The organism is Serratia sp. (in: enterobacteria) (assembly GCF_052400455.1).
In the GTDB taxonomy this organism is placed as follows: Bacteria; Pseudomonadota; Gammaproteobacteria; order Enterobacterales; family Enterobacteriaceae; genus Serratia; species Serratia ureilytica.
This window is the reverse complement of record NZ_CP185812.1, coordinates 2,546,393-2,570,658: the sequence shown is the minus strand read 5'-3', so window position 1 is coordinate 2,570,658 and position 24,266 is coordinate 2,546,393. Positions and strand designations below refer to the sequence as shown.

Sequence of the window (24,266 nt, the reverse complement as noted above, 5' to 3'; positions counted from 1 at the left end):
CGCGGTTTGACAAGCGCCGGTTCCCTCCGGCCCAGGGGCAACGTCAGACCGGGCGCTCATGATGTTTTTAAAATGTTAACAAAATCACAACTCCCCACGCCGCAGTCACGGCTTAAATCTCCATATCCAATTAATAGTAAATAAAATTATTTTATTTACCGCTTTCTGATGTTCGTTTATCGCACGCTTATTTTTTTAACAATATTGAAGCATTCGCCGTGGGGTGGTTTGATTTGATTGTCGATTAACGAACTATATTCCGATAATCGCACAAATTAACCCTCTCGCCGGCTCGCAGCCGGCTGTTCCGTGCGGCGAGGTTTGCCGCACTCTCTGAGGAGCAAGCCATGCCGCATGATAACAACGTAGAAATTCGAGGGTTTATCGATAACCAGCCATTTTCTCGCTACCAGTGGTTGATACTGGCTTTGTGTTTTTTGGCGGTCGCGCTGGACGGTTTCGATACCGCCATTATCGGCTTCATCGCCACGTCGCTGGTGCAGGAGTGGGGAATAGACAAAACCGCGCTGGGGCCGGTAATGAGCGCCGCGCTGGTCGGTCTGGCGGTAGGCGCGTTGGCCGCCGGCCCGTTGGCGGATCGCATCGGCCGCAAGAAAGTGCTGGTGATTTCGCTGCTGCTGTTCGGCGGCTTCAGCCTGCTGACCGCCTTCGCCGGCTCGCTTTCGACGCTGACGCTGCTGCGTTTTTTGACCGGGCTGGGACTGGGGGCGGCCATGCCGAACGCCGCCACGCTGATGTCGGAATATGCCCCTCAGCGCTGCCGAGCCCTGATGGTGAATCTGATGTTTTGCGGTTTCCCTCTCGGTTCGTCGCTGGGCGGTTTTTCTTCCGCCTGGCTGATCCCGCATTTCGGCTGGCAGAGCGTGATGGTGCTGGGCGGCGTCATGCCGTTGCTGCTGGCGCTGGTCCTGATCGCCGCCTTGCCTGAATCCGTGCGCTTCATGGTCGCGCGTGGCTATGCCGCAGAGCGCATCGCCAAGGTGCTGAAACGCATTGCGCCGATCCGAATGACGCCGCCGCCGCACTTCATGTTGCAGGAAGAGGGGCTGGTAAAGGCAGCGTCGCCGCTGGGCATGATCTTTTCGCGTCGCTATCTGCTGGGCACGTTGATGTTGTGTCTGACTTACTTCATGGGATTGATGATCTTCTATCTGCTGACCAGTTGGCTGCCGCTGCTGATCCGTGAAACCGGCGCCTCCGTTACGCAGGCGTCGCTGATCACCGCGCTGTTTCCGCTCGGCGGGGGACTCGGCGTATTGATTATCGGTTGGTTGATGGATCGCATGAACCCGCACAAGGTGGTGGCCGTCGGCTATTTGCTGACCGGTTTGTTCGTCGGCATCATCGGCTATGTCTATACCTCTCCGCTGCTGATGGCGCTCACGGTGTTCATCGCCGGCACCTGCATGAACGGCGCCCAGTCATCCATGCCGGCCCTGGCGGCCGGGTTCTATCCCACCCAGAGCCGGGCGACCGGCGTGGCCTGGATGCTCGGTCTCGGGCGTTTTGGCGGCATTCTGGGGGCGATGAGCGGTGGCGTGCTGATGCAGATGCAGCTGTCGTTCAGCACCATTTTCACGCTGTTGGCCATCCCGGCGCTGATCGCGGCGCTGGCGCTGATCGCCAAACACCTTTCCGGCGGCTACCCGGCGCTGCCGGCGCCGCTCAACAAAATGCTATGAGGGAGTCATGCTATGCGCACACAGGTTGTGATCATCGGCGCCGGTCCGGCCGGTTTGATGTTGTCCCATCTGCTGCACCTGCAAGGTGTGGAATCGGTGGTGTTGGAAACGCGCAGCCGGGAGGCGGTGGAATCGACCATTCGCGCCGGGGTGCTCGAACAGGGGACCGTCGATCTGCTCGAGCAGACCGGATTGGGGGAGCGGATGCGGCGGGAAGGGGCGCGGCATCAGGGGATCCGCTTGGCGTTCGGCGGCCGGCAGCACCGCATCGATCTGGCCGGATTGACCGAGCGCGCCGTCACCGTTTATGCCCAGCATGAAGTCTTGAAAGACCTGATCGCCGCGCGTCTGGCGGCGCAGGGCCATCTGTTTTTCGAGGTGGAGCAGGTTGAATTGAAGGCGCTGGACAGCGCGCAGCCCGAGGTTCACTACCGTCATGGCGACCAGCCGCGCCGGCTGCGCTGCGACTTTGTCATCGGATGCGACGGATTCCACGGCATCAGCCGCGCGGCGATGCCCGGCGGGCTGCGGCAGGATTACACCCGCACCTATCCGTTCGGCTGGTTCGGCATTCTGGTCGAAGCGCCGCCGTCCAGCGAAGAGCTGATCTACGCCTGCCATCCGCGCGGTTTTGCGTTGATCAGCACCCGTTCGCCCGGTGTGCAACGCATGTATTTTCAGTGCGATCCTGCGGAACAGGTCGATCAATGGTCGGACGATCGTATCTGGCGCGAGTTGGAGCAGCGGCTGGAAAACCATGAAGGCTGGACGCTGAAAAAGGGCCGCATATTTCAGAAAAACGTGGTGGGCATGCGCAGCTTCGTTACCGAACCGATGCGCTACCGGCGCCTGTTGTTGGCGGGCGACGCGGCGCATATCGTGCCGCCGACCGGCGCCAAAGGGTTGAATCTGGCCATGGCCGATGTTTGCCTGTTGTCCCAGGCGCTGGAGACGTTTTACCGGCGAGGCGACTGGCAACGGCTGGACGATTACAGCGACACCGCCTTGCAGCGGGTCTGGCGCGCCGAGCATTTTTCCTGGTGGATGACCCACATGCTGCACACCCGGCGGGAAGACACGCCTTTCGAACACCGGCTGCAACTCTCAGAGTTGCAGTACACGGTGAAATCGCGCAGCGCCATGACGATGCTGGCGGAAAATTATGTCGGGGCGCCATTCCCGGCGATATAAGCGAAAACGCCCATGCCGTTCGGCATGGGCGAGAAGGGGCGTCACCGCTCCTGAGCTGCGGCGGTTACAGCTGTTCGCCGTTGCTGGCGATCACCCGACGATACCAGTCGAAGCTTTTCTTGCGCGACCGTTCCAGCGTGCCGGTGCCGTCGTCGTGTTTATCGACGTAGATGAAGCCGTAACGCTTGCTGTACTCGCCGGTAGTGAACGACACGCAGTCGATGCAGCCCCACGGCGTATAGCCGATCAGGTCTACGCCGTCTTCAATCACCGCTTTTTTCATCTCTTCGATATGGGCGCGCAGATAGTCGATGCGATAGTCATCGTTGATCTGGCCATTCGCTTCCACCTTGTCGAAGGCGCCGAAGCCGTTTTCCACGATAAACAGCGGCTTCTGGTAACGTTCATACAGCACGTTCAGCGAATAGCGCAGCCCGACCGGATCGATCTGCCAGCCCCAGTCGGAGGCTTTGACGTGCGGGTTCGGCACGTTGCCCGGGAAGCCGAACATGCCGTCGCTGCCGTCCACCGCGTTGGCCTGCAGCGCATTGCTCATGTAATAGCTGAAGCCGATGTAATCGGTGCAGCCCTCGCGCAGGATCTGCGCGTCCTGCGGCTGCATCTCGATCTTCAGCCCTTTGCGTTCCCAGTCACGCAGCAGGTAGCTGGGGTAGTAGCCGCGCATCTGCACGTCGGTATACAGATAGCGCTGGTGCATCGCTTCCACGGCGTACATCACGTCGTCCGGCTTGCAGGAATAAGGATAGAACGGCACGCAGGCCAGCATGCAGCCGATCTTGAATTCCGGGTTGATCTGATGGCCGAGTTTGACCACCTGCGCGCTGGCGACGAACTGGTGGTGCAACACCTGGTACAGCGTCTGCTCGGGGTTGTCTTCCTGGGTGTAGTCCACGCCGGAACAGCAGTAGCCGAACAGCGGGTAGCGGTAGTTGCTCTGGTTGTTGATTTCGTTGAAGGTCATCCAGTACTTCACTTTTTCGCGGTAGCGGTGCATCACCACTTCGCTAAAGCGCACGAAGAACTCCACCACCCGGCGATTTTTCCAGCCGCCGTAGGCTTTTACCAAATGGTAAGGCATTTCGAAGTGGGACAGGGTGATCACCGGCTGGATGCCGTATTTCAGCAATTCGTCGAACAGGTCGTCGTAAAACTGCAGGCCGGCTTCGTTCGGCGTTGCTTCGTCGCCGTTCGGGAAAATGCGCGTCCAGGCGATCGAGGTACGAAAACACTTGAAGCCCATCTCGGCGAACAGCGCCACGTCCTGCTTGTAGCGGCCGTAGAAGTCCACCGCTTCGTGGTTGGGATAGCGATAGCCGTCGAGCACGCCGTCGGTCATCACGCGATCCACGCCGTGCGAACCGCCGGACAGCACGTCGGCGATGCTTGGCCCTTTGCCGCCTTGATCCCAACCGCCTTCAACCTGGTGCGCGGCGACCGCGCCTCCCCACAGAAAATCTTTCGGCAACTGTTTCATCGTCAATGTCTCATCTTATTTAATGAAGGGTAATAACGTTCGCGTTGCCAATAGAGTAACAAGACCGAAAGAAATGTCACGATATAACAAATCGCCGTAAAACGTGATTTGTCACAATAAAAAAACAGCCTGTTTTATTTTATCGCGTTCATTCTTCCCAGGCGCTTGCCGATGGTTTCAATAATATAAAGCACGGGGATTTGCGTAGTAATATTATGATGATCGCCGATCAAGTGTTGCGGGACGTGATAAGACAGATTGAAGTCAGCCAGCCGCGCCAGCGAAGAGGTTTCGTTGTTGGTGATGCTGATGATTTTACAGTGGTGCAGGCTGAACTGGCTGGCCAGCCGCAGGATTTCTTCGGTTTCGCCGGAAACCGACAACATGATCGCCACCGCGCTTTTATACATATCGCTGTTGACGGGATAATAAGGATCGTCGATATGAGTGCTGAATTTTCCGACGTTGGAAAAGAAACGCGCGCCATATTTCCCCAGGGCGCCGGAGGTGCTGATGCCGACGAAAATAATTCGCTCGGCGGCGGCGATATGCCGCACCGCTTCATCGAGCAGCTGATTAAATTCATCGTTGCTGACGCTTTTAAAAAAACTGAGAATTTCGCCGATGCCGGAATCGACCGGCGGCGCATCGGTTTGCTCCAGGTACAGTTTGAAACGGATGCGAAATTCCGAATAGCCGTCACACCCCATTTTTTTGCAAAATCGCAGCACGGTGGTGGTGGACACGCCGGCGGCCTCGGCCAGTTCGCGGATGGTCATGTACATCACTTGATTCTTGTGTTTGCTGACGTAGTTATAAACCATCAGCTCCAGGGCGTTGAGCGCGGCGATTGCTTTGTGGGTAAACATGAGTCGATCCGGCGGCTGAAAACGGGAAGCGTATCTGCGGGTTAACATAGCAAAATTCCCCGCCGCTGGCACTGCCGAACAAAAAGAAAAGCCGCACCAGTCAGGGGCGGCCCAGGGTTCACGACGAACAAATAAAGCAAAACGTTCCGGAAGACATGCCATGAAAACGCGTTTCATCACACAGGGTTAGCATAGGTCAGCTTACTCCGGCGGCAAAATGCCGGTTTCTGCTTTCTAAAGCCAAAGCGCGGCAAAGGCTACGGCGCCTCGGGCTTATCTTCGGACCAGCGGGCGGCGTTGACGTCCACCTTACCCGGCAGCAGTCCGATGGCGGTGAATTTATCCGCCAACTGCTGCTGCTGTCTGAACACCTCCGGCGACATGCGCTGGCTGCCGAACGGCATGCGGGCGATGGCTCTGGCCCAAATGGCCTGATCCAGGCCGGTGCTCTGAGCGAGGATCGCCGCCGCTTCCTGCGGATGGCCGTTGGCCCAGTCGCTCAGCGCGCCGAGCTGTTGAATCACCTGCTTGGCGCTGTCCGGGTAGGTTTCGGCAAAGCGGCGGCTGGCGAGATAGAAGGTGTAGTGCGGCACCAGGCCTTCCGCGTCTTTCAGCCGGCGGGCGTTGGCATGGGTTTCCACCTCGGCGTAGTAGGGATCCCAAATCACCCAGGCGTCGACGCTGCCGCGCTGGAAGGCGGCGCGGGCATCGCTCGGCGGCAGATAGACCGGCGTGATGTCCTTGTAGCTCAAGCCGGCCTGTTCCAGCGCGCTCACCAGCAGGTAATTGACGTCCGACCCTTTGTTCAACGCCACGCGTTTGCCTTTCAGATCGGCCACGGAGCGGATCGCCGAATCCTGCGGCACCACGATGGCTTCGGTTTTCGGGCTGGGCGGCGAATGCGCCAAATAAACCAGATCGGCCTTGGCGGCTTGCGCGAAGGCCGGCGGGGCGTCGCCGGTCGCCGCCAGATCGATGCTGCCGACGTTCAACCCTTCCAACATCTGCGGGCCGGCGGGGAATTCTATCCAGCGAACCTTGACGCCCTGCGGCTCCAGGGTTTTCTCCAGCGTGCCGCGGTATTTCAGCAGCGCAAAAATGTTGGCTTTCTGGTAACCGATGGTGATTTGTTGCGGTTTCTCCTGCGCGCCGGCCGGCAGGCTAAACAGGCCGAGCAGCAGGGCGGCGATCAGCGGCGTTGTGAGTTTTCTCATCCTGATTTTCCGATAGGCGAAGTGAACGGTAGCGATGACGCGCTGGGCGTAACGCCATGAAACGGCATTTAAATTTTCCTGCGGCGGGATAAGGGCGATGATAATGAGCGGCGCAGTGGCGTGTAAAGCGCCCGCTTATGCTGAATAATGCCTTGCTTAGCCATAAATCAGCTTAAGCGGGAGAGGGTGAGCTCGACGTTATGCCGCGTCACGCTCGCGCGAACGCGCCAGCAACAGCGGAACCAACAGATAGAGGGCGGCGGCCAAAGCCCAGACCAGGCCCGGCCAGACATCGCGCGTGGCGGCGTACAGCGCCGTCGCCACCAGCGGCCCCGCTACGCCGATCAGGCTGCCCATGCTGGCCAGCGTCCCTTGCAGCTCGCCCTGATGATCGTCGTCCACCTTTTGCGCCATTAACGCCTGCAGCGCGGGCAGCGCCATACCGCCCGCCGCGAAGAACGGCAGCAAGGCGAAAGGTGCCCAGCCGCGCGTGGCGATCGACAGCAGCGCCAGGCCCATTGCGTCGGCGGCCAGGCCGATCAGCAGCGCCTTGCGTTCGCCGAGCCGCGCGACCAGCGGGCCGATGGCGAAGGCCTGCGACAGCGCGTGGCAGGCGCCGTAACCGGCCAGCGACAGGCCCGCCACCATCATGCTCCAGCCGAAACGATCCTGACCGTATAAAATCCACAATGTGGCTGGCGCCTGCGAAACCAGCGCCATGATCAGGTAAATGCCGGCCAGCGGCAGCAGGCCAGGCTTGCCGTGCAGCCGTCGCAATGACGAAAAGGGATTGAGGCGGATTTTCTCGGCGGCGCGGGCGCGGGGTTTACGCGATTCCGGCAGCAGGAAAAACGCCATCGCCAGGTTGACGGCGTTCATCGCCGCCGCCGCCAGGAAGGGCGCATGCAGATGCCACTCGCCCAGCGAACCGCCGAGCAGCGGGCCGACGATAAAACCGACGCCGAATACCGCGCCCACCAGGCCGAAACGCCGCGCGCGTTGACCGGCCGGCGTAATGTCGGTGACGTAAGCGGTGGCGACCGCCATGTTGGCGCCGGTGATGCCCGCCAGCAACCGGCCCAGATAGAGCCAGGCCAGCGTCGGCGCGAACGCCATCAGCAGATAGTCGGCCGCCGCGCCGGCGAGCGAGATGAGCAGCACCGGCCGCCGGCCGAAACGATCGCTCAGCGCGCCGAGGATCGGCGAGAACAGAAATTGCATTAACGCATAGGCCGCCAGCAGGGCGCCGTAGTGCAGGCTGCCGGCGTCAAGACCGCCCAGCGAACGTAACAACGCCGGCAGAATCGGCATGATCAGACCGATGCCCACCGCATCCAGCAACACCGTCAACAAAATAACCAGCATGGGTTTTTTCAAAATTGTGACTCTAACAGTGATAGAGTATTGAGTATTCCACAGTTACCCTATCAGTGATAGAGAGATGAGCGAAAAAAATACTGCGACACGTTTAACGCGAGAAACCGTCCTGCGCGGGGCGCTGGCGTTGCTGAACGACATCGGCATCGATGCCCTGAGCACTCGCCGCCTGGCGCAACATTTGGGCGTGCAATCTCCCACGCTCTATTGGCATTTCAAGAACAAGGCCGAGCTGCTGAAGGCGATGGCGGAAACCATCATGCTGGATCACAGTGAAGAGGTGCCCGCCGACATGCCCTGGCAGGATTGGGTTGTCACCAATGCCGGCAACTTCCGTCGGGCGCTGCTGGCTTACCGCGACGGCGCGCGTCTGCATGCCGGCACCCGGCCGCAGGAGCCGCAATTCGCCGTCATTGAGGCCAAGGTGGCGCTGCTGTGCCGGGCGGGGTTGACGCCGGAGCGCGCGGTAAACCTGCTGTTCGCCGTCGGGCGTTTCGTGGTGGGCTGGGTGCTGGAGGAACAGCAAATGCAGCCTGACGATCCGCTCAATGACGCCGACCGCCGCCGTTATCCGCTGCTGTGCCAGGGCTGGGAAACATTGCAGGAGAAGGACGCGGATGCGCTGTTCGAAGCCGGGGTGCGGCTGTTGATCGACGGCGCTGTGGCCGGACTGGCGATCGACAATAATCACGGGCGGCAATCATAAAAGCGCGCTTATCTATCGGAAATTTATAGAAAATACCCACTTTTCGTTAAAGCCATGGCGGCTACATTCCCTTAACATCGTCAAGTCTTTTGATGATAATTATTAGCACGCTGCACAATTATTCACCGCAGTGATGTTACGGATTAAATCCGTTTATTTAAGGGATAGTTTCACCATGGAAATCAACGTTAATGGCCGGGTGGTTCCACTCGGCAATCTCGCGCCCGACACGCCGCTGCTGTACGTTTTACGCAACGATCTGCACTTGAATGGCCCCAAATATGGCTGCGGCCTGGGGGAGTGCGGCGCCTGCACGGTGCTGATCGACGGCGTCGCCGCGCGTTCTTGCTCAATGCCGCTGGCCGCCGTAGGAAGCAAGTCCGTCACCACGCTGGAAGGCCTGGGCACGCCGGAGGCGCTGCATCCGGTTCAACAGGGGTTTATCGATGAGCAGTCGGCGCAGTGCGGTTACTGCGCCAACGGCATGATCATGACGCTGGTCGCGTTGTTCGAACGCGAGCCGGATGCAGATGAACAGACAATCAAGAAAGAGCTGGCCTACAACCTGTGCCGCTGCGGCACCCACCTTGAGATCTTGCGCGCCGCCGAGCGCGCCCGCGATCTGCTGGCTGCGCGGAGGCAAGCATGAGCCGCCTCGAACTGACCCGCCGACAGTTGTTGCAGGCCGGCGGTGTGGTGATGGTCAGCAGTCTGCTGCCCGCGCCGTTTAACGCCTTCGCCGCCGAGGCGGTTGTAGCGCCTGCCGATCTGCCGCTGGACAGGGTAGACAGCTTTATCAGCCTCACCGCCGACGGCCGGGTGACGGCCTTCAATGGCCACGTCGATCTCGGCACCGGCATTCGCACCGCGCTGGCGCAGATCGTCGCCGACGAAATTTGCGTGCCGTTTGAGCATGTCACGATGATCCTTGGCGATACGCAACGCACGCCGGATCAGGGGCCGACCATCGCCAGCGCCACCATCCAGGTCACGTCGGTGCCGCTGCGGCAGGCGGCGGCGCAGGTGCGACATATGCTGACGGCGCTGGCGGCCAAAGCCTTCGAACTGCCGGCCGACCAGCTGACGGCGGCGGCGGGACAGGTGTTTGTGACCAAGCACCCGGGGCGTTCCTTGAGCTATGCGCAGCTGGCGAGCGGGCAAAATCTGCATGTGACGCTGGATAAAAACGTGCCGCTGAACGGTGAGCAGCAGGGCCGCTATGTCGGCCGCGCCGTCGCCCGAGTCGATATTCCGGCCAAGGTCAGCGGGGGGCTAACCTACGTGCACGACCTGCGCTTGCCCGGCATGCTGCATGGCCGGGTGGTGCGCCCGCCTTACGCAGGCGCCGACAGCAGCGCGCCGCTGGGCGGCGGCCTGTTGTCGGTGGATGAAAGTTCGATCGCGCACCTGCCGGGCATCGTGAAACTGGTGGTGATCAACGATTTCATCGGCATTGTGGCCGAGCGCGAAGAGCAGGCGATCGCCGCCATGCGCCGGCTGAAAACCGAATGGAAACCCTGGGCCGGCCTGCCGGACCTGTCGCCGGAGGCGCTGCCCGCCGCGCTGGCAGCCAACCCGAAAACCGACCGCGTGCTGCGCGATGATGCGGGCACGGACGAGGCGTTGGCATTGCTGCATACCGAAGTGCGGGCGGACTATGTCTGGCCTTACCATCAGCACGCCTCAATCGGCCCCTCCTGCGCGGTAGCGGAGGTCAAAGACGGGCGGGCGCAGGTGTGGTCCGGCACGCAAAACCCGCACGATCTGCGCAAAGATATCGCCAGGCTGCTCGAGTTGCCGTCTGAGCAGGTGCACATCACCCGCATGGAAGCCTCCGGCTGCTATGGCCGCAACTGCGCCGACGACGTCTCGGCGGACGCGGCGCTGTTGGCGCGGGCCACCGGCCGCCCGGTGCGGGTGCAGCTGATGCGTGAACAGGAATCCGGCTGGGAGCCTAAGGGCACCGGCCAACTGATCCGGGTGCGCGGCGGCCTCGACGCGCAAAATCGGGTGGCGGCTTACGAGTTGAAAACCAGCTATCCCTCCAACAATGCGGTGACCTTGCCGCTGGTGTTGACCGGCAAGGTGGCCAACCGGGCCGACGTGCAACAAATGGGCGATCGCACCGCCATTCCGCAATACGCGTATCCGCACATGCGGGTGATCTGTCAGGACGCCGCGCCGATCGTGCGGGCGTCGTGGATGCGCGGCGTTTCGGCGCTGCCCAACGTGTTCGCCCATGAATCCTGGATCGACGAGCTGGCCTGGCGCGCCGGCGAGGACCCGATCGCGTTTCGCCTGCGTTACCTGAACGATCCGCGCGCGGTGGCCTTGATTGAGGCCCTGAAGCGCCAGGCTAACTGGCAAGACGGCCCGGCGCACCGCTCGCGCGCCGCCGGGGCCGAAGTGGTGAGCGGCCGCGGCTTCGCCTATGCGCGCTATTTCCACAGCAAATTCCCCGGCTTCGGCGCCGCCTGGGCGGCCTGGGTGTGCGATCTCAGCGTCAATCGCCTTTCCGGGCAGATCACGCTCAATAAAATCTTCGTGGCGCATGATTGCGGCCGGATGATCAATCCGGCCGGGGTGCGCCATCAGGTGCACGGCAACATTATCCAATCCGCCAGCCGGGTGCTGAAAGAGTTTGTGACCTTCAACGCGTCGGGCGTGACGTCATTAGACTGGGGCGGCTATCCGATCCTGCGCTTTGACGAATTGCCGCAGATCGATATCCAACTGATCGACCGCCCGGACGAAGCGCCGATGGGCGCAGGAGAGTCCGCCTCGGTGCCGAGTGCGGCGGCGATCGGCAACGCGCTGTTTGACGCCCTCGGCGTGCGCCTGCGCGAGGTGCCGTTCACACCGGCGCGGGTGCTCGCCGCGCTGCGCGCTCAGGCCGGCCATTAACCCCCCGTTACGAACAAGGACAGCAAAGATGAGTAAGATGAAAAAAATCGTCGGGTGGGGCGGCGTCACGGTGATCGCCGTTGTGGTCGCCGGCGTGGTCGCCAGTTGGCAGCCGGAGATTGCGCCGCTCGCCGCCGATGCGACCCACAGTTTCAGTGAGGCGCAGATCGCGCGTGGCAAAACGTTGGCCGATCTCGGCGACTGCGCTGTGTGCCACACCCGTGCGGGCGGCGAGCGCAACACCGGCGGGTTGGCGATGGAGATCCCCTTCGGCACCATTTACACCACCAACATCACGCCGGACGTGGAAACCGGCATCGGCAGCTGGAGCTACGCGGCGTTCGAACGCGCCATGCGCCACGGCGTCGATCGCCAGGGCCGCTATCTCTATCCGGCGTTTCCCTATACCGCCTTTACCCGCACTCGCGACGACGATCTGCAGGCGCTGTATGCCTATCTGATGTCGCAGCCGCCGGTCAAGTACCGGCCGCCGGCCACCGATCTGCACTTTCCGTTCAACATTCGCCAGGGCATCTTTGCCTGGAACCTGCTGTTCCTGACGCCGGGCGCGATGCCGGAACAGGCGGCCCAAAGCGCCGACTGGAACCGCGGCGCGTACCTGGTCGAAGGGCTGGGGCACTGCAGCGCCTGCCATTCGCCGCGCAACGTGCTGTTCGGCGAGAAAACCGGCGGCGAGCACCTGGCCGGCGGCGTGGCGGAGGGATGGACGGCGCCGGCGTTGACCGGCCGCTCGCCCGCGCCGCTCGCGTGGACGCAGCAGGATCTGGTCGATTTCATGCGCACCGGCTACTCGGCCAACCACGGCGTCGCCGCCGGCCCGATGGCGCCGGTGATCGAAGAAGGGCTGTCGCGCTTGCCGCAGGCCGATCTGCAGGCGATCGCCGTCTATCTGCGCAGCTATCATCCTGAAACGGCGGCGGGCGCTACGGCGACAACGTTAAACGCTCAGGCGGAGCGCCAGGTGGAGCCTCTGAGTTCGGAAGGGGCGCGGCTGTTTTCCGGCGCCTGCATGGCTTGCCATGCGCAGGAAAAAGGCGCGCAGATGGCGGGGGTGCGGCCGTCTCTGGCGCTGAACACCAACCTGTTCGCCGACGCGCCGGACAACGCCATTCGCGTGGTGCTGGACGGCATACAGCGGCCGGCGAACGCCGAGCTGGGCTATATGCCGGGCTTTCGCCATAACCTGAATGACGCGCAGATCGCCATTCTGCTCAACTACCTGCGGCAGCATTACGCCGGTCAGGCGCCGTGGCCGGACTTGGCGGCGCAGGTCAGCCGTTTGCGCGCCGAAACCGCGCAGAAATAGCCGCCTGGGGCTGGACAGCCGCGCCGCGTTGACGACAATAGACCTTTTCACATGGACAGAGGCAGTAAAATGAATACGTTAGACGCGATCCGCCAACGCCGCGCCACCAAGCAGTTCGATACGCAGCACGTGATGACGCTCGAAGAGAAAAAAGCGCTGTTGAACATTGCGCTGCAGGGCGCTCCCAGCGCGTTTAACCTGCAGCACTGGCGCCCGCTGCTGATCGAAGATCGCGCGCAGCGCGAGAAAATTCGCGAGGCGGCGTGGGGGCAGGCGCAGGTGACCGACGCGTCGATGCTGGTCGTGCTGTGCGGCGATCTGTCGAGTTGGGAATCGAAGGTAAAAACCGTTTGGGCCGACGCGGCGGAGCCGGTGCAGCAGTTCATGATCCCGGCCGTCGATCAGTATTATCGCGGTAAACCGCAGGTGCAGCGCGACGAAGTGATGCGCAGCAGCGGCATCTTCGCCCAGACGCTGATGCTGGCGGCCAAGGCGCAGGGCTACGACTCTTGCCCGATGGACGGTTTTGATTTCGACGCGGTGGGCGAGATTATCAATAAGCCGGCGCATTATCAGATCGCGCTGATGGTCGCTATCGGCAAGGCGGCGGGGCAACCTTACCCGCGCATCGGCAAGCTGCCGTTCGACGAGGTGGTGAAAACCGATCGCTTCTGAGCTGAACGGTGAATGACAAAAGGGAAGGCTTGCGCCTTCCCTTATTTTTTTATGACGCACAGTTCGTTCCAGTAACTGAAACGGATGCGCCGTTGCAGGCGGTGATGCCACATAGAACACTCCTTCTACCCTACACGGTTTAAATAAATAGCACCGCGCCGGACACAAGGCGAATGCCTTATTGTGCATAGCTTGCCCGTCGGACGGGATTAACCGATTTTACCGGCCCGGTGCGCGGCGGGCGCCCATCGCCAGCCGAAGTTCATGCCCGCGGCCGCGCCGAGAATGGCCAGCGTGCCCAGCAGCTGCAACAGGCTGAGACGGTGCCCGAACGCCGCCCAGTCCACCACGATCGCCACTGCCGGGTAGATAAACGACAGCGCGCCAACCAGAGCGGTGGGGATTTTCTGGATAGCGCCATAGAGCAACGTGGACATCACCCCGGTATGCACCAAGCCGAGGGTCGCCAGCAGCAGCCAGTCGAACGGTTCTGCGGGAAGGCGGGCCAGACCGGCGAACGGCGCCATCGCCAGCGCGCCGACGGTCAGTTGAATCAACACGATGAGCTGCGGCGGCAACGCGGCCAGCTGTTTGACAATCGCTGCCGCCAGGGCGTACATCAGGGCCGCACCGAGCGCCAGCGCCACGCCCAGCAGATAGTCGCCATCGCCGCCACCGCTCTGCCGGCCGGTGACGATCAACACCATCCCGGCGAACGCCAGCAGAAGCCAGCCCAGCCGATTAGCCGTCAGTTTTTCGCCGAACAGCAGCGCTCCCAGCGCCACCAACATAAACGGTTGAACATGGTAGGTCACGGTGGCGACAGCGATCGAGGCATGCGCATAGGCGGCAAACAATAGCGTCCAGTTGAGCACCAGCGCGAGGCCCCCCAGGACGGCGAAAGCCAGCTGCCGCCGGTTGATGGCGCCTGATTTCAGTTGCCCAAGCGCGGCGCAGGTGGCCAGCATCGCCAGCGCGCCGAACGCGCAGCGCCAAAACACCACCGTGGCGGGCGGCTGCCCTAACACGATCACCGGCCAACCGACGGTGCCGGAGATCGTCATGGCGAGGATCATTTGCACTGCGCCGCGCGTTTTCGTTTTCATGTCGTTTCCCTCGCGGCCTGACCGTACTTGTGGTGAAGTCGCTTAATCATTAAAATGAACAATCGAACATTATGATGAACACGGTTGACAATGTTCGTCAAGTCGAACAAATGAATGGTATAACGAACGATGAGCGAGAGCCTAATGCAGAACATCACGCCGATCGGCCTCTTGTCGGCGGCAATCCGCCGTGAGCGGGAGCGATTGAACCTGTCCGTCACCGAACTGGCGAAGCGCGCGGGTATCGCCAAGTCCACGTTGTCGCAGCTCGAAGCCGGCAGCGGTAATCCCAGTCTGGAAACGCTGTGGGCGTTGGCGATGGCGCTGGATGTGCCGGTCAGTCGACTGATTTCGCAACCCAGCAGGCAGGTGCAAGTGATCCGCGCTCATGAGGGGACCGCGGCGGTGTCAGAGCAGGGCAACTACGCCGCCACGTTGCTGGCCACTTGTCCACCGGGCGCGCAGCGCGACATTTACCGGCTGCGGGTGCAGCCCGGCGAAGTCAAACTTTCCCGGCCACATCCGCCGGGCACCGTCGAGCATGTGATCATCAGCAGTGGACGGGCGCGCCTCGGGCCGGCGGATCAGCCGCTGGAGCTGAGCGCCGGCGATTACATCAGTTACTCCGCCGATCGCGAGCACGTTTTCGAGGCCCTGGAGCCGGAGACCACCGCTGTGATGCTGATCGAGCAGGGCTAGCACGGCGTTGACGGTTCGTTTATTGAAAATGATTCTCAATTATATTAGTGTGCCCGCCTGTTTTGACGCCGGGGCAGGCGCGTAGCCCGGCGTCGCCGTTTGTTGCCCTTCAAGGACCGAAGATGAAAATCGCTATTCCTTCCATACTGTTACTCGCCGGTTTGACGGCGACGCACCCGGCCACCGTGTTGGCCGCTGCACCGCCCGCCGCGGCGGATCAGGGCCAGAACGACACGGCCAACAACGATTTCAGCTTCGTGCGCTATCGCGCGGATTACCGCGTTAACGCCAACGCCACCAACGTGAAGACGGAAAGCTACGAAGTGCTGCTGAAAACCAAGGCGGCGGTCGAAAAATTCAGCCAGATCCGCCTGAGCTACAGCGAGAAAATGGAAACGCTGGAGGTGGTCGCCGCCTATACGCTGACCGCCGACGGCCAGCGCCACGATGTGGCGCCCGATCGCATCTATACCCAGGAAAGCTATTCCAGCGCCACGGCGCCGCTGTATGCCGATCGCAAGGTGCGCGTCATCGTGTTCTCCAACCTGGCGCCGGGCTCGCGCGTGGTGTACGAACTGCGCCGCACGCAGAACACCCCGTATTTCCCTGACTATTTCGGCCTGTGGGAGACGTTCAGCGTTTTCGATCAGTTCGACGACGCCGAAGTGACCCTGCAGGCGCCGGCCAAGCTGCCGATGCATATCTTCACGCGCGGCGTCGAGGGCGGGGACCAACCGCAAATCCGCAACGGCCAGGCGCACTGGCGCTGGCATTATTCGCGCAGCGCGCCGATGAAGGCGCAAAACTGGGCGGCGGACAGCTGGACCTTCAGCCCGACCATCATGGCCAGTACCTACCGCGAGTGGCCGCAGTTGGCCAAGGCCTACCAGCTGAAGGCCGGCGCGGCGGCGAAGGTGACGCCGGGCATTCAGGCGCTGGCGGACAATATCACCGCCGGTATCAGCGATCGGCGCGAGCAGGCGGAGGCCCTCTATCGCTGGGTGGCGCAAAACATTCGCTACGTGGCGGTGTACCTGGGCAACGGCGGGCTGGAGCCGAATTCGGCGCAGAGCATTCTCGATAACCATTACGGCGACTGTAAGGATCACGTGGTGATCCTGGAGGCGCTGCTCGCCGCCAAAGGCATTGAAAGCTCGCCGGTGCTGATCGGCATGGATGAAGGCCCGATACTGCCTAAAGTGCCGCTGCTTGGCCGCTTCAATCACGCCATCACCTACGTGCCGGAATTCAAACTGTACCTCGATTCCACCAATCCCTGGGCGCGTTTCGGGCAACTGCCGGAGGGCGATTTGGGCGCGCCGGTGCTGCTGACGCGTGACGCCAGGCTGGCGCGCACGCCGGGCAGCGATGAGCAGCCGGTCAAGAGCGCGCTGAACGTCGATTTCGTGTTCGACAAGGCGGGCAATCTGCGCGGACAGACCGAGCGCCGGCTGAGCGAAGTGGAAGAAATTGACCTGCGGGGCTACTTCTCGCAGATCAACCGTCAGAATCGGGCGCAGGCCGAAGCGACAATCATGTCCGCTTCCGGCATCGACGGCAACGGCGAAGTGGCGATGAACAGCGATCCGCTGGATCTCAAAAAGCAGTTCGGCTATCGCTTCCGCTTCAAGGCGGACGACTACGTCGATTTCGGCGTGGTGGGCGGCATGACGTTGCCCAACCCGCCCGGCGGCAAATCGTTCCGCACGCTGTATACCACCACGGCGGCGCCGGGCAACGAAACGCCGTTCTACTGCACCGCGCAGCGCTACGACGAAACCTACCGTCTGCAGCTGCCGGCCAACGTGCCGATCATCGCCATTCCGAAAGATCGGCAATTCCGCAATGCGGCGGGCGACTATCGCGTCGAGTGGCGGCGCGACGGGCAGCAGGTGACCGTCAATCACCGCCTGCAGGTGAACGCCATTCGCGGCAAGGAAGCGCTGTGCCAGGCGCAGGATTACCCGGCGTTCCGCGAGCTGTTCCAGCAGGTGCGGCGCGGTTTCCGCGGCCAGGTGGTGTACGGTGAATTGGCCAACGGCAAATAAGCCGATGCCCCGTCGCGCCAAGCGGCGGGGCGCACGCCTCAGTTGAACTCGCCTGCGACCTCGGACCACAGGCTGACGCGGCAACCGCGCGCCGCGAAAGCGTCCATCTCGCGCTTGATGCCGCCGCTCTCTTGCCAACCCGGCAAGTCGAGCACGATCAATTCATCCATCGCCGCCATGAACAGCGCGTCGATCGGCGCCCACAGCTTGCCGATGGCGGTTTTGTCTAGCTCTTGCAAACACTGGTTGATCGGATGCGACATGCTGACCTGGCTAAAAACGGCGCTGCCGGCGCGCACGATAGCGGCGGCGACGTCGTTGCACGCCATAAAGCGTTGCTGCACGACGTTGGCGTCGGCGTGGCTGTAAGGGCAGGCTAAAAATATTTTTCTCATTAGCGTTTGTTCTCTCAATAATTGTTGTCAGGGACGAAAAAAGGGCGCAGCTTCCCCGTGAGGCGGCGCCCCGTTTATTTTTATGGCTTAGGGATAAATTTAACGAGCGGCGGCGGCGATGGCCGTCGATTGCCTTTGCGTCTGTTCTTTTTCCAGCAATTCAGCCTCCGGCACCGAAATTTTTATGGCGATCAGCACGGCGATCATGCCACCGAGGAATTTGCCCATCATGATCGGCAACACCAGCGAAGGTTGGAAGTTGGCGGTAAACGCCAGGTGATCGCCCAACGTGGCCTGTGCGCAGATGCCGAAGGCCACGCACAGCACCTTATCGCGGGCGCGCATGCCTTTGAACAGGTGATAAACGGCGATGATATTGGCCAATACCATAATAAAGCCCAGCGCGCCGGTATCCGATAAACCGAGCTTTTTACCGATGAAATGCATCGGCTTGCGGCAATAGCGCTGGAATAAATAACAAATGGGGAATGTGCCCGCCAACATAATGCCGATATAACCGGCGATCTCGATAGCGCGGAATAATTCGTCTTTGTCGGCAAATAACGGATCGAATACCCAGCCGCCGAACACCTTTTTAAATACGCCGGTAAAATGCTCGATGATGCACAGCGCCAACACCAGCTTGATAAAGGCATCCGCCGCCTTGCCGAAGATCAGGAATCCTTTCACCATCGCCGCCGGCCTCAGCTTCAGCCCCAGTGCCAACAGGAAGCACAGGGCGAACAGCGGGGACAGCAGCCGCAGCGCCTGCAGCAAGTCCAGCTGCAGATAGTGCGCGGCAGGTGACGTGGTGGAGATAATCTCCCTGACCGGCAGGTTATTGAAGGTGATGGTCACCAGGGCGATCAGCACCGCGAACGGAATGCTGATCAGGCCTGCCATGGCACCCAGCGCCAGATATTTATGGTCGTCGCGGTTCAGCATGATAAGCCCGACCGGGATCAGGTACACGATGCTGGCACCCGAGGTGTAACCCACCAACATGGCGACGATCCACATGTCGCGGTTGGCGGCAATGGCGTCGGCCAGCTGATAGCCGCCCATGTCAACAGCGATCACCGCCAGCGCCGCGATCGAGGCGTCGGAGCCGAGCGCCGAGAAGAAGGGGCCGATGCTATACATGATCAGGTAAGAGATGATCGGGATTGCGGCCATGATGCCAGCCTGGGCGAGAAACACCGGGCCGATGGCGTGAATGCCGTTGACGAATTCGCGTCCCAGCTCGCCTTCCGGTTTGACGATCGACGCCAGCGCACCGATCAGAGTGCCGGCCATGATGATATAGATGATGAAATTACCGAACTCAGCCATGGTGTTCCTCCTGCGATGAACGTAAGCCGCGCGAGCGCGCGATGATTTCCTGATAGCGGGCAAACCAGCCAGCCATATCGACCACGGCGGGTTCCGTCACTTCATAGCGGTTGAGCACCTTGAGCGGATGTTCCACCCCCAGTCCTTTACGCGCCAACAGCGCAACGCCTTGGGCGGTGATCTCCTTATTGGCGGGAGAGACGATGCGCTTTTGGATCAGGTTGGCGAGAAACTGCGTGAAATAGCGGTTGGCGGACAGGCCGCCGTCCACCGAAATGCTGTCGCCGATCGGTTTCAGTTTATCCATGGCGTTGATCACCTCGGCGGAACGCATGGCGATGCCTTCGAGGATCGACTGCAGCAGATCCTTGCGCTCGGTCTCCAGCGACAGCCCGGCCCACATCCCGGCGGCGGAGCGGTCCCAGTACGGGCAAGCCAGTCCGGAGAGCGCGGGCACAAAGGCCAGGCCGCGCGCGATGGCCGGCTGAGAGGGGAAGTCGCCGAATTCATCGAAATCGTTGAACAGGCCGATCTTTCTCGCCCAGTTAATGGCGGAGGCGGCGTTATAAACGCCGCCGTCCAGGCCATACACCGGCTCGCTGTCGGGCAGCTTCCAGCACAGCGTGGGCAACAGGCCGGACTCGCCGGCATCGATCGGGCGCGGCCCGGTGATCGCCTGTAAAAAGGCGCCGGTACCGAAGGTGATCTTCATCTGCCCCGGTTGATGACAGCCGTGGCCGTATGTGCCGGCAAACTGGTCGACGATGCAGGCCGACAGCGGCACCGGTTTGCCGTTGAGCGCGACGTCGCCGAAGTGGCCGATGTTGTCTCTGACCTCGGGCAGGCTGTCGATCGGCACGCCGAACAAACGGCACAGCTCCTCATCCCACTGCAGGGTATGAATGTTGAACAACGAGGTGCGCGAGGCCGAGTTATAGTCGGTGAGATGCCGGCCGCACAGGTGGAACAGGAAAAAGGCGTCCATGGTGCCGAGCCGCAGGCGGCCGCGTTGCGCCAATTGCCTGGCGCCCGGGGCGTTGTTCATCAGCCAGCCCATTTTGCTGGCTGAGAAGTAGGTATCGAGCGGCAGACCGGTTTTCGCCGTCACCAGCGGTTCAACGCCTTCGCGTTTCAGCCGCTGGATCTCCGGCTCGGTGCGCTGATCTTGCCAAACGATAGCGTTGTACAGCGGCAGGCCGCTGTCGGCGTCCCAGGCCAGCAGGCTTTCGCCCTGATGCCCTAAACCGATGGCGTCCACCATGTCGCACTGGCTGAGACAGCGACGGATATTCGCCAGAATCTCCAGGGCGTCGTGTTCTACCCAACCCGGATTGGGGGTGATCTGCTTGTGCGACATGCTGGCCGGTGAATGGTGCCTGCCGTCTTCGCCGAACACCACGACCCGGGTGCCGGTGGTCCCCTGATCAATCGCGGCATAACGTTGATTCATCATTGCTTCGCTCTCTTATAGGTATAGGTTTTGTTTTTTTATTGTGCCTGGTGTTGGTTGTGTGACTGTTTTAATAATCTATCTTCAATTAAACACATAAAAGCAACATAAATCACAAGATAAAATAACCCCGCGTGATCGACCTCATACTTTTTGCTTATCACCGCCTTTTGCGGCTTTTTTTTGGGAGTTATGTTGTTTTTACCATTTCAAATGCGGTTATTGTGTGGTTTTATTGTGGTTATCACATCAAAACGGGACATCAGCATGATGGAAGAACAAACGGGTTGGGACATTGTCGTGATTGGCGGCGGTGTGGTCGGGTGTGCGGTATTCCGCAAATTCTGCCTGATGGGCGCCCGTACGCTGCTGTTGGAAAAAGGGGGCGATATCCTGTCCGGCGCCAGCAAAGCCAACAGCGCGTTGTTGCATACCGGCTTCGATGCGCCGAGCGATAGCCTGGAACTGCATTGCATGCAGGCCGGCTACCGGGAATTTATCGCCATCCGTGAACGAATGAATCTGCCGCTGTTGCCCACCGGCGCGCTGGTCGTGGCCTGGGACGAGCAGCAGTTGGCGGCGCTGCCCGCGATTGTGCAACAGGCGCACGACAACGGCGTGCTGGACGTGGCGCAGATCGACGCCGCCGAGCTGTATCGCCGTGAGCCGCAGCTGGCGCCCGGCGCGTTGGCGGCGGTAGAGGTGCCGGGCGAGAGCGTGATCGATCCCTGGAGCACGCCGCTGGCTTACCTGACGCAGGGCGTTAAACACGGCGGCGACTATCGCTTCAATACCGAGGTGACCGGCGCCGAACGCTTGCCGACCGGCTGGCGGCTAACCAGCAACCGGGGCGAGTTTCACGGCAAAATCGTCATCAACTGCGCCGGCAATCAGGGCGACCGGGTAGAAAGTTTCTGCCATCAGCCCGAGTTTGAAATTCGCCCGCGCAAAGGGCAGTTCCTGGTGTTCGACAAGGCCGCCGCCGGGCAGGTCAACGCCATTATCTTGCCGGTGCCGACGACGATCACCAAAGGGGTGCTGCTGTCGAAAACCATCTTCGGCAATTTGCTGCTCGGGCCGACCGCCGAAGAACAGCAGGATCGCGAGACGGCGACGGTGGACGAAACCAAAATGCGCGAGCTGATCGAACAGGGCACCCGGCTGCTGCCCTCGCTGGCGAATTACAGCGTGACCGCCAGCTATGCCGGCTTGCGTCCGGCCACCGAGCAGAAACACTACCGCATTCAGCACTATCCCGATCGGCAGTGGATCTGCGTGGCGGGCATTCGCTCCACCGGCCTGACGGCGGCGCTGGGCATCGCGCAATATGTGGAACAGCTCTATCGCGACCACTTTACGCCGTGCTTCACGCCAAAAACGCCGGAGACCGTGTATTGGCCGCAAATGCCGATGCTTGCCGACTACGCGCTGCGCGATTACGCGCGCCCGGACAACGGCGGCATCGTTTGCCACTGCGAGCTGGTGACCCAGCGGGAGATCGAGGCGGCGTTCGATTCCGCCGTGCCGCCGGAGTGCATCGGCGGGCTGCGGCGCCGCACGCGCGTGATGATGGGGCGCTGCAACGGCTTTTATTGCAGCAGCCGGGTGGCGGAAATGGTAGGCGATCGTTTTGGCCAAACGCTGGCCGTAGGGAGCATTGATGAAAACTGAGTATCAGGTGGCGATTGTCGGCGCCGGGCCGGCGGGGATCGCGGCGGCGACCGCGCTGCGGCAAGCGGGGATCGAGGATGTGGTGATCCTGGAACGGGAACGGCAGGCGGGCGGCGTGCCGAGACACTGTCGGCACCCCACCTTTGGGCTGCAAACGTTTTATAGGCCTATGCTGGGATCCACCTATGTCGATAAAATACTGGCGCGCGCCGGGCAGGTGGAGATCCGTACCGGCGTGACGGTGCTCGCCATCAAGCCGGACGGCGAGCTGACCATCACGGACTGCCGCGGCGTCAGCACGTTGAAAGCGCAGCGGGTGATCCTGGCGACCGGCGTGCGCGAGACGCCGCGCCATCCGCGTCTGGTGAGCGGGCTGCGGCCGCAGGGCGTACTCACCGCCGGTGCGCTGCAGCAGTTCGTCTATCTGCGCGGGCTGCAGCCGGGTAAGGCGCCGGTGGTGATCGGCACCGAGCTGGTCAGTTTCTCCGCGCTGTGGACGCTGCGTAACGCCGGCGTGCGCGCCGTCGCCATGATTGAAAGCGGCGGCAGACCCGTCGCCTGGCGTCTGAGCGCGCTCTATGCGCGTCTGATGGGAGTGCCGATCCACTACTATTCGCGCGTAACCGATATTGCCGGCCGCGATCGGGTTGAATCCATAGAAGTGGAAAATCGCCAGGGGGAGAAACGGCGCATCGCCTGCGACAGCCTGATCTTCACCGGCCGCTTCACCGGGGAGTATACGCTGATCCGCCAGAGCCACCTGGCGCAGCGGCCGGACAGCGGCTGTCCGTTGACCGATCAGTTCGGCCGCTGTTCCGATGCCGCCTATTTCGCCGTCGGCAACATGTTGCACCCGGCGGACATGGGCGACCAGTGTTATCAGGAAGGGCTGCGCGTCGGCGAGGCCGTTGCCCATTCGCTGCAGCGCACGCTGCCGCCGGCGCGGCAAATCCTGCCGGTGCGGCACGACGAACGGATACGCCTGACTGCGCCCGCCCGTGTGGCGCTGATCGGCAATCCCGCCACGGTCACGATCAATATGCGCGTGGAACAGGCGGTGTCCGGTTCGGTGGTGGTACGGCTGGGAGAGAAAGTGCTGTACCGCAAAACGCATCGTTGCCTGCCTGAACGGCGGATCCTGCTGCGCAATATCGTCTTGCCGGCCGAGGCTGAGCGTGATGCGCTGCACATCAGCATCGAATCCGCAGGATGAACGACGGCAACGGCTTGCGTCTAACGCCCTGAAACCCGTAGTATTCCGTCAGTTAACGCCGCAAGTCTCGGCGGAGGCAGTCACTCTTACTAAAGGCAGCGAGTGTAATGTGAATGGATATCTCTAATTCCGTGGAAAGGCGCAATGAAATACTGGCGCTGATCCAGGCCAACGGCCGGGTTTACGTGAATGAGCTGGCGGATAAATTCCAGGTTTCGCAGGAAACCATTCGGCGCGACCTGAACAAGCTGGAAGACTATCGGCTGATCAAGAAGATCCACGGCGGCGCAGTGAGCAGCCAGTTTAAATTCGAGCATGAATTCAACGAGCGGGCCAAAATCGCCGAGGCCGAGAAGCGCGCCATCGCGGAGAAAGCGGCGACGCTGCTCCAACCGGGCGATACGGTGTTCGTGGATTTCGGCTCCACCACGCTGGAGTTTGCCCGGCAGTTGGCGACGATCGATCAACTGACGGTCATCACCAACTCGCCGCTTATCGCCAACGTCTGTCTGGAAAATGACTCCATTGACGTGGTGCTGATCGGCGGGCAGTTCATCGACTCCAAAATGGCGTGCCTGGGCGCGATCGCATTGAATAATATCGAGGCGTTTTTCGCCGACTACGCCATCATCGGCGCCGGCGCGGTCAATCTGCAGACCGGCGTGATGGATCAGAACGTCAATGAAGCGGCCATCGCGCGCAAAATGATTGCCCAGAGCCGCAAGTGCATCGTGCTGGCCGACGAAAATAAGCTGCGCGGACATGCGATGACGCTGGTGGCCAAATGGCCCGAGGTCGATTATCTGGTGACCTCCGACAGCGGTAACGCATTAGAGGGCTTGGTTTTCCCCGCCAACGTCAATGTGTTGGTGGCGCAGGTCTAAAGGGGGA

At 61.4% G+C, this 24,266-nt stretch carries 20 protein-coding genes; 12 read left to right on the top strand and 8 right to left on the bottom strand.

The annotated features are described in order from the left end of the window. Window positions 1-347: 347 nt before the first annotated feature. Window positions 348-1,703 carry an MFS transporter gene (locus ACORQT_RS12445; protein WP_108680780.1) on the top strand — a complete coding sequence of 452 codons (1,356 nt, stop codon included), beginning with the start codon at window positions 348-350 and terminating at the stop codon, window positions 1,701-1,703. Between the two features lie 12 nt (window positions 1,704-1,715). Beyond that, complete coding sequence (locus ACORQT_RS12440) at window positions 1,716-2,894, top strand: 4-hydroxybenzoate 3-monooxygenase (RefSeq protein WP_016927657.1); 1,179 nt, start codon at window positions 1,716-1,718, stop codon at window positions 2,892-2,894. Between the two features lie 64 nt (window positions 2,895-2,958). On the opposite strand, the gene ACORQT_RS12435 is transcribed toward ACORQT_RS12440, so the two are convergent. The 4 genes from ACORQT_RS12435 to tet(41) form a co-directional block, all read right to left on the bottom strand. After that, the gene (locus tag ACORQT_RS12435) at window positions 2,959-4,395 is read right to left on the bottom strand and encodes a 6-phospho-beta-glucosidase (RefSeq protein ID WP_122003845.1); all 1,437 of its coding nucleotides are present in this window, start codon (window positions 4,393-4,395) and stop codon (window positions 2,959-2,961) included. Window positions 4,396-4,523: 128 nt separating this feature from the next. After that, on the bottom strand, window positions 4,524-5,258 hold the full coding sequence (locus tag ACORQT_RS12430) for a MurR/RpiR family transcriptional regulator (protein ID WP_033643147.1): 735 nt from the start codon (window positions 5,256-5,258) through the stop codon (window positions 4,524-4,526). A gap of 257 nt (window positions 5,259-5,515) precedes the next feature. Next, on the bottom strand, window positions 5,516-6,472 hold the full coding sequence (locus ACORQT_RS12425) for a sulfonate ABC transporter substrate-binding protein (protein WP_033643146.1): 957 nt from the start codon (window positions 6,470-6,472) through the stop codon (window positions 5,516-5,518). 198 nt (window positions 6,473-6,670) lie between these two features. Continuing rightward, a complete protein-coding gene (tet(41), locus tag ACORQT_RS12420; protein WP_071883552.1) occupies window positions 6,671-7,849 on the bottom strand; it encodes a tetracycline efflux MFS transporter Tet(41) in 1,179 nt (392 codons plus the stop codon). A gap of 64 nt (window positions 7,850-7,913) precedes the next feature. On the opposite strand from tet(41), the gene tetR reads away from it, so the two are divergent. From tetR to ACORQT_RS12395, 5 genes are all read left to right on the top strand, one after another. Continuing rightward, on the top strand, window positions 7,914-8,555 hold the full coding sequence (gene tetR / locus ACORQT_RS12415) for a tetracycline resistance transcriptional repressor TetR (protein WP_444859168.1): 642 nt from the start codon (window positions 7,914-7,916) through the stop codon (window positions 8,553-8,555). 175 nt (window positions 8,556-8,730) lie between these two features. After that, on the top strand, window positions 8,731-9,204 hold the full coding sequence (locus tag ACORQT_RS12410; protein ID WP_444859167.1) for a (2Fe-2S)-binding protein: 474 nt from the start codon (window positions 8,731-8,733) through the stop codon (window positions 9,202-9,204). Continuing rightward, a complete protein-coding gene (locus ACORQT_RS12405) occupies window positions 9,201-11,459 on the top strand; it encodes a molybdopterin cofactor-binding domain-containing protein (RefSeq protein WP_444859166.1) in 2,259 nt (752 codons plus the stop codon). The genes ACORQT_RS12410 and ACORQT_RS12405 overlap by 4 nt, the downstream gene beginning before the upstream one ends. A 28-nt stretch (window positions 11,460-11,487) precedes the next feature. Then, window positions 11,488-12,786: a c-type cytochrome gene (locus ACORQT_RS12400; RefSeq protein ID WP_444859165.1), complete on the top strand. Its 1,299-nt coding sequence runs from the start codon at window positions 11,488-11,490 to the stop codon at window positions 12,784-12,786. Window positions 12,787-12,855: 69 nt separating this feature from the next. After that, entirely contained in the window at window positions 12,856-13,461 is a 606-nt protein-coding gene (locus ACORQT_RS12395; RefSeq protein ID WP_033643140.1) for a nitroreductase family protein, read from the top strand. Window positions 13,462-13,670: 209 nt separating this feature from the next. Here ACORQT_RS12395 and ACORQT_RS12390 read toward each other — a convergent pair whose 3' ends face one another. Then, on the bottom strand, window positions 13,671-14,567 hold the full coding sequence (locus ACORQT_RS12390) for a DMT family transporter (RefSeq protein ID WP_089191783.1): 897 nt from the start codon (window positions 14,565-14,567) through the stop codon (window positions 13,671-13,673). Window positions 14,568-14,696: 129 nt separating this feature from the next. Here ACORQT_RS12390 and ACORQT_RS12385 point away from each other — a divergent pair, with 129 nt between their 5' ends. Together ACORQT_RS12385 and ACORQT_RS12380 are read left to right on the top strand one after the other, a co-directional pair. Further along, complete coding sequence (locus tag ACORQT_RS12385) at window positions 14,697-15,266, top strand: helix-turn-helix domain-containing protein (RefSeq protein ID WP_072627621.1); 570 nt, start codon at window positions 14,697-14,699, stop codon at window positions 15,264-15,266. A 122-nt stretch (window positions 15,267-15,388) separates the two neighbouring features. Then, window positions 15,389-17,314 carry a DUF3857 domain-containing protein gene (locus tag ACORQT_RS12380; RefSeq protein ID WP_033650356.1) on the top strand — a complete coding sequence of 642 codons (1,926 nt, stop codon included), beginning with the start codon at window positions 15,389-15,391 and terminating at the stop codon, window positions 17,312-17,314. Window positions 17,315-17,352: 38 nt separating this feature from the next. On the opposite strand, the gene ACORQT_RS12375 is transcribed toward ACORQT_RS12380, so the two are convergent. The 3 genes from ACORQT_RS12375 to ACORQT_RS12365 form a co-directional block, all read right to left on the bottom strand. Continuing rightward, window positions 17,353-17,709: a DUF1937 family protein gene (locus tag ACORQT_RS12375; RefSeq protein ID WP_342207597.1), complete on the bottom strand. Its 357-nt coding sequence runs from the start codon at window positions 17,707-17,709 to the stop codon at window positions 17,353-17,355. Window positions 17,710-17,808: 99 nt separating this feature from the next. After that, complete coding sequence (eutH, locus tag ACORQT_RS12370; RefSeq protein WP_033643135.1) at window positions 17,809-19,041, bottom strand: ethanolamine utilization protein EutH; 1,233 nt, start codon at window positions 19,039-19,041, stop codon at window positions 17,809-17,811. Further along, complete coding sequence (locus tag ACORQT_RS12365; protein ID WP_089191778.1) at window positions 19,034-20,494, bottom strand: FGGY-family carbohydrate kinase; 1,461 nt, start codon at window positions 20,492-20,494, stop codon at window positions 19,034-19,036. Before ACORQT_RS12365 ends, eutH begins: the two co-directional genes overlap by 8 nt. A gap of 264 nt (window positions 20,495-20,758) precedes the next feature. Here ACORQT_RS12365 and ACORQT_RS12360 point away from each other — a divergent pair, with 264 nt between their 5' ends. From ACORQT_RS12360 to ACORQT_RS12350, 3 genes are all read left to right on the top strand, one after another. Then, a complete protein-coding gene (locus ACORQT_RS12360) occupies window positions 20,759-22,162 on the top strand; it encodes an NAD(P)/FAD-dependent oxidoreductase (protein WP_089191777.1) in 1,404 nt (467 codons plus the stop codon). Then, complete coding sequence (locus ACORQT_RS12355; protein ID WP_033650360.1) at window positions 22,152-23,375, top strand: FAD-dependent oxidoreductase; 1,224 nt, start codon at window positions 22,152-22,154, stop codon at window positions 23,373-23,375. Before ACORQT_RS12360 ends, ACORQT_RS12355 begins: the two co-directional genes overlap by 11 nt. Before the next feature lie 113 nt (window positions 23,376-23,488). Beyond that, window positions 23,489-24,259, top strand: a complete 771-nt coding sequence (locus ACORQT_RS12350; RefSeq protein ID WP_033643131.1) for a DeoR/GlpR family DNA-binding transcription regulator — start codon at window positions 23,489-23,491, stop codon at window positions 24,257-24,259. The last annotated feature ends 7 nt before the right edge of the window (window positions 24,260-24,266 follow it).

Coding starts and splice junctions, on each gene's coding strand:
- ACORQT_RS12390 (WP_089191783.1), bottom strand. CDS start 14,567: ATGAAAACGAAAACGCGCGGCGCAGTGCAAATGATCCTCGCCATGACG.
- ACORQT_RS12365 (WP_089191778.1), bottom strand. CDS start 20,494: ATGATGAATCAACGTTATGCCGCGATTGATCAGGGGACCACCGGCACC.
- ACORQT_RS12385 (WP_072627621.1), top strand. CDS start 14,697: ATGAGCGAGAGCCTAATGCAGAACATCACGCCGATCGGCCTCTTGTCG.
- ACORQT_RS12355 (WP_033650360.1), top strand. CDS start 22,152: ATGAAAACTGAGTATCAGGTGGCGATTGTCGGCGCCGGGCCGGCGGGG.
- ACORQT_RS12350 (WP_033643131.1), top strand. CDS start 23,489: ATGGATATCTCTAATTCCGTGGAAAGGCGCAATGAAATACTGGCGCTG.
- ACORQT_RS12430 (WP_033643147.1), bottom strand. CDS start 5,258: ATGTTTACCCACAAAGCAATCGCCGCGCTCAACGCCCTGGAGCTGATG.
- ACORQT_RS12405 (WP_444859166.1), top strand. CDS start 9,201: ATGAGCCGCCTCGAACTGACCCGCCGACAGTTGTTGCAGGCCGGCGGT.
- ACORQT_RS12410 (WP_444859167.1), top strand. CDS start 8,731: ATGGAAATCAACGTTAATGGCCGGGTGGTTCCACTCGGCAATCTCGCG.
- ACORQT_RS12380 (WP_033650356.1), top strand. CDS start 15,389: ATGAAAATCGCTATTCCTTCCATACTGTTACTCGCCGGTTTGACGGCG.
- tetR (WP_444859168.1), top strand. CDS start 7,914: ATGAGCGAAAAAAATACTGCGACACGTTTAACGCGAGAAACCGTCCTG.
- ACORQT_RS12375 (WP_342207597.1), bottom strand. CDS start 17,709: ATGAGAAAAATATTTTTAGCCTGCCCTTACAGCCACGCCGACGCCAAC.
- ACORQT_RS12360 (WP_089191777.1), top strand. CDS start 20,759: ATGATGGAAGAACAAACGGGTTGGGACATTGTCGTGATTGGCGGCGGT.
- ACORQT_RS12425 (WP_033643146.1), bottom strand. CDS start 6,472: ATGAGAAAACTCACAACGCCGCTGATCGCCGCCCTGCTGCTCGGCCTG.
- ACORQT_RS12400 (WP_444859165.1), top strand. CDS start 11,488: ATGAGTAAGATGAAAAAAATCGTCGGGTGGGGCGGCGTCACGGTGATC.
- ACORQT_RS12445 (WP_108680780.1), top strand. CDS start 348: ATGCCGCATGATAACAACGTAGAAATTCGAGGGTTTATCGATAACCAG.
- eutH (WP_033643135.1), bottom strand. CDS start 19,041: ATGGCTGAGTTCGGTAATTTCATCATCTATATCATCATGGCCGGCACT.
- ACORQT_RS12395 (WP_033643140.1), top strand. CDS start 12,856: ATGAATACGTTAGACGCGATCCGCCAACGCCGCGCCACCAAGCAGTTC.
- ACORQT_RS12440 (WP_016927657.1), top strand. CDS start 1,716: ATGCGCACACAGGTTGTGATCATCGGCGCCGGTCCGGCCGGTTTGATG.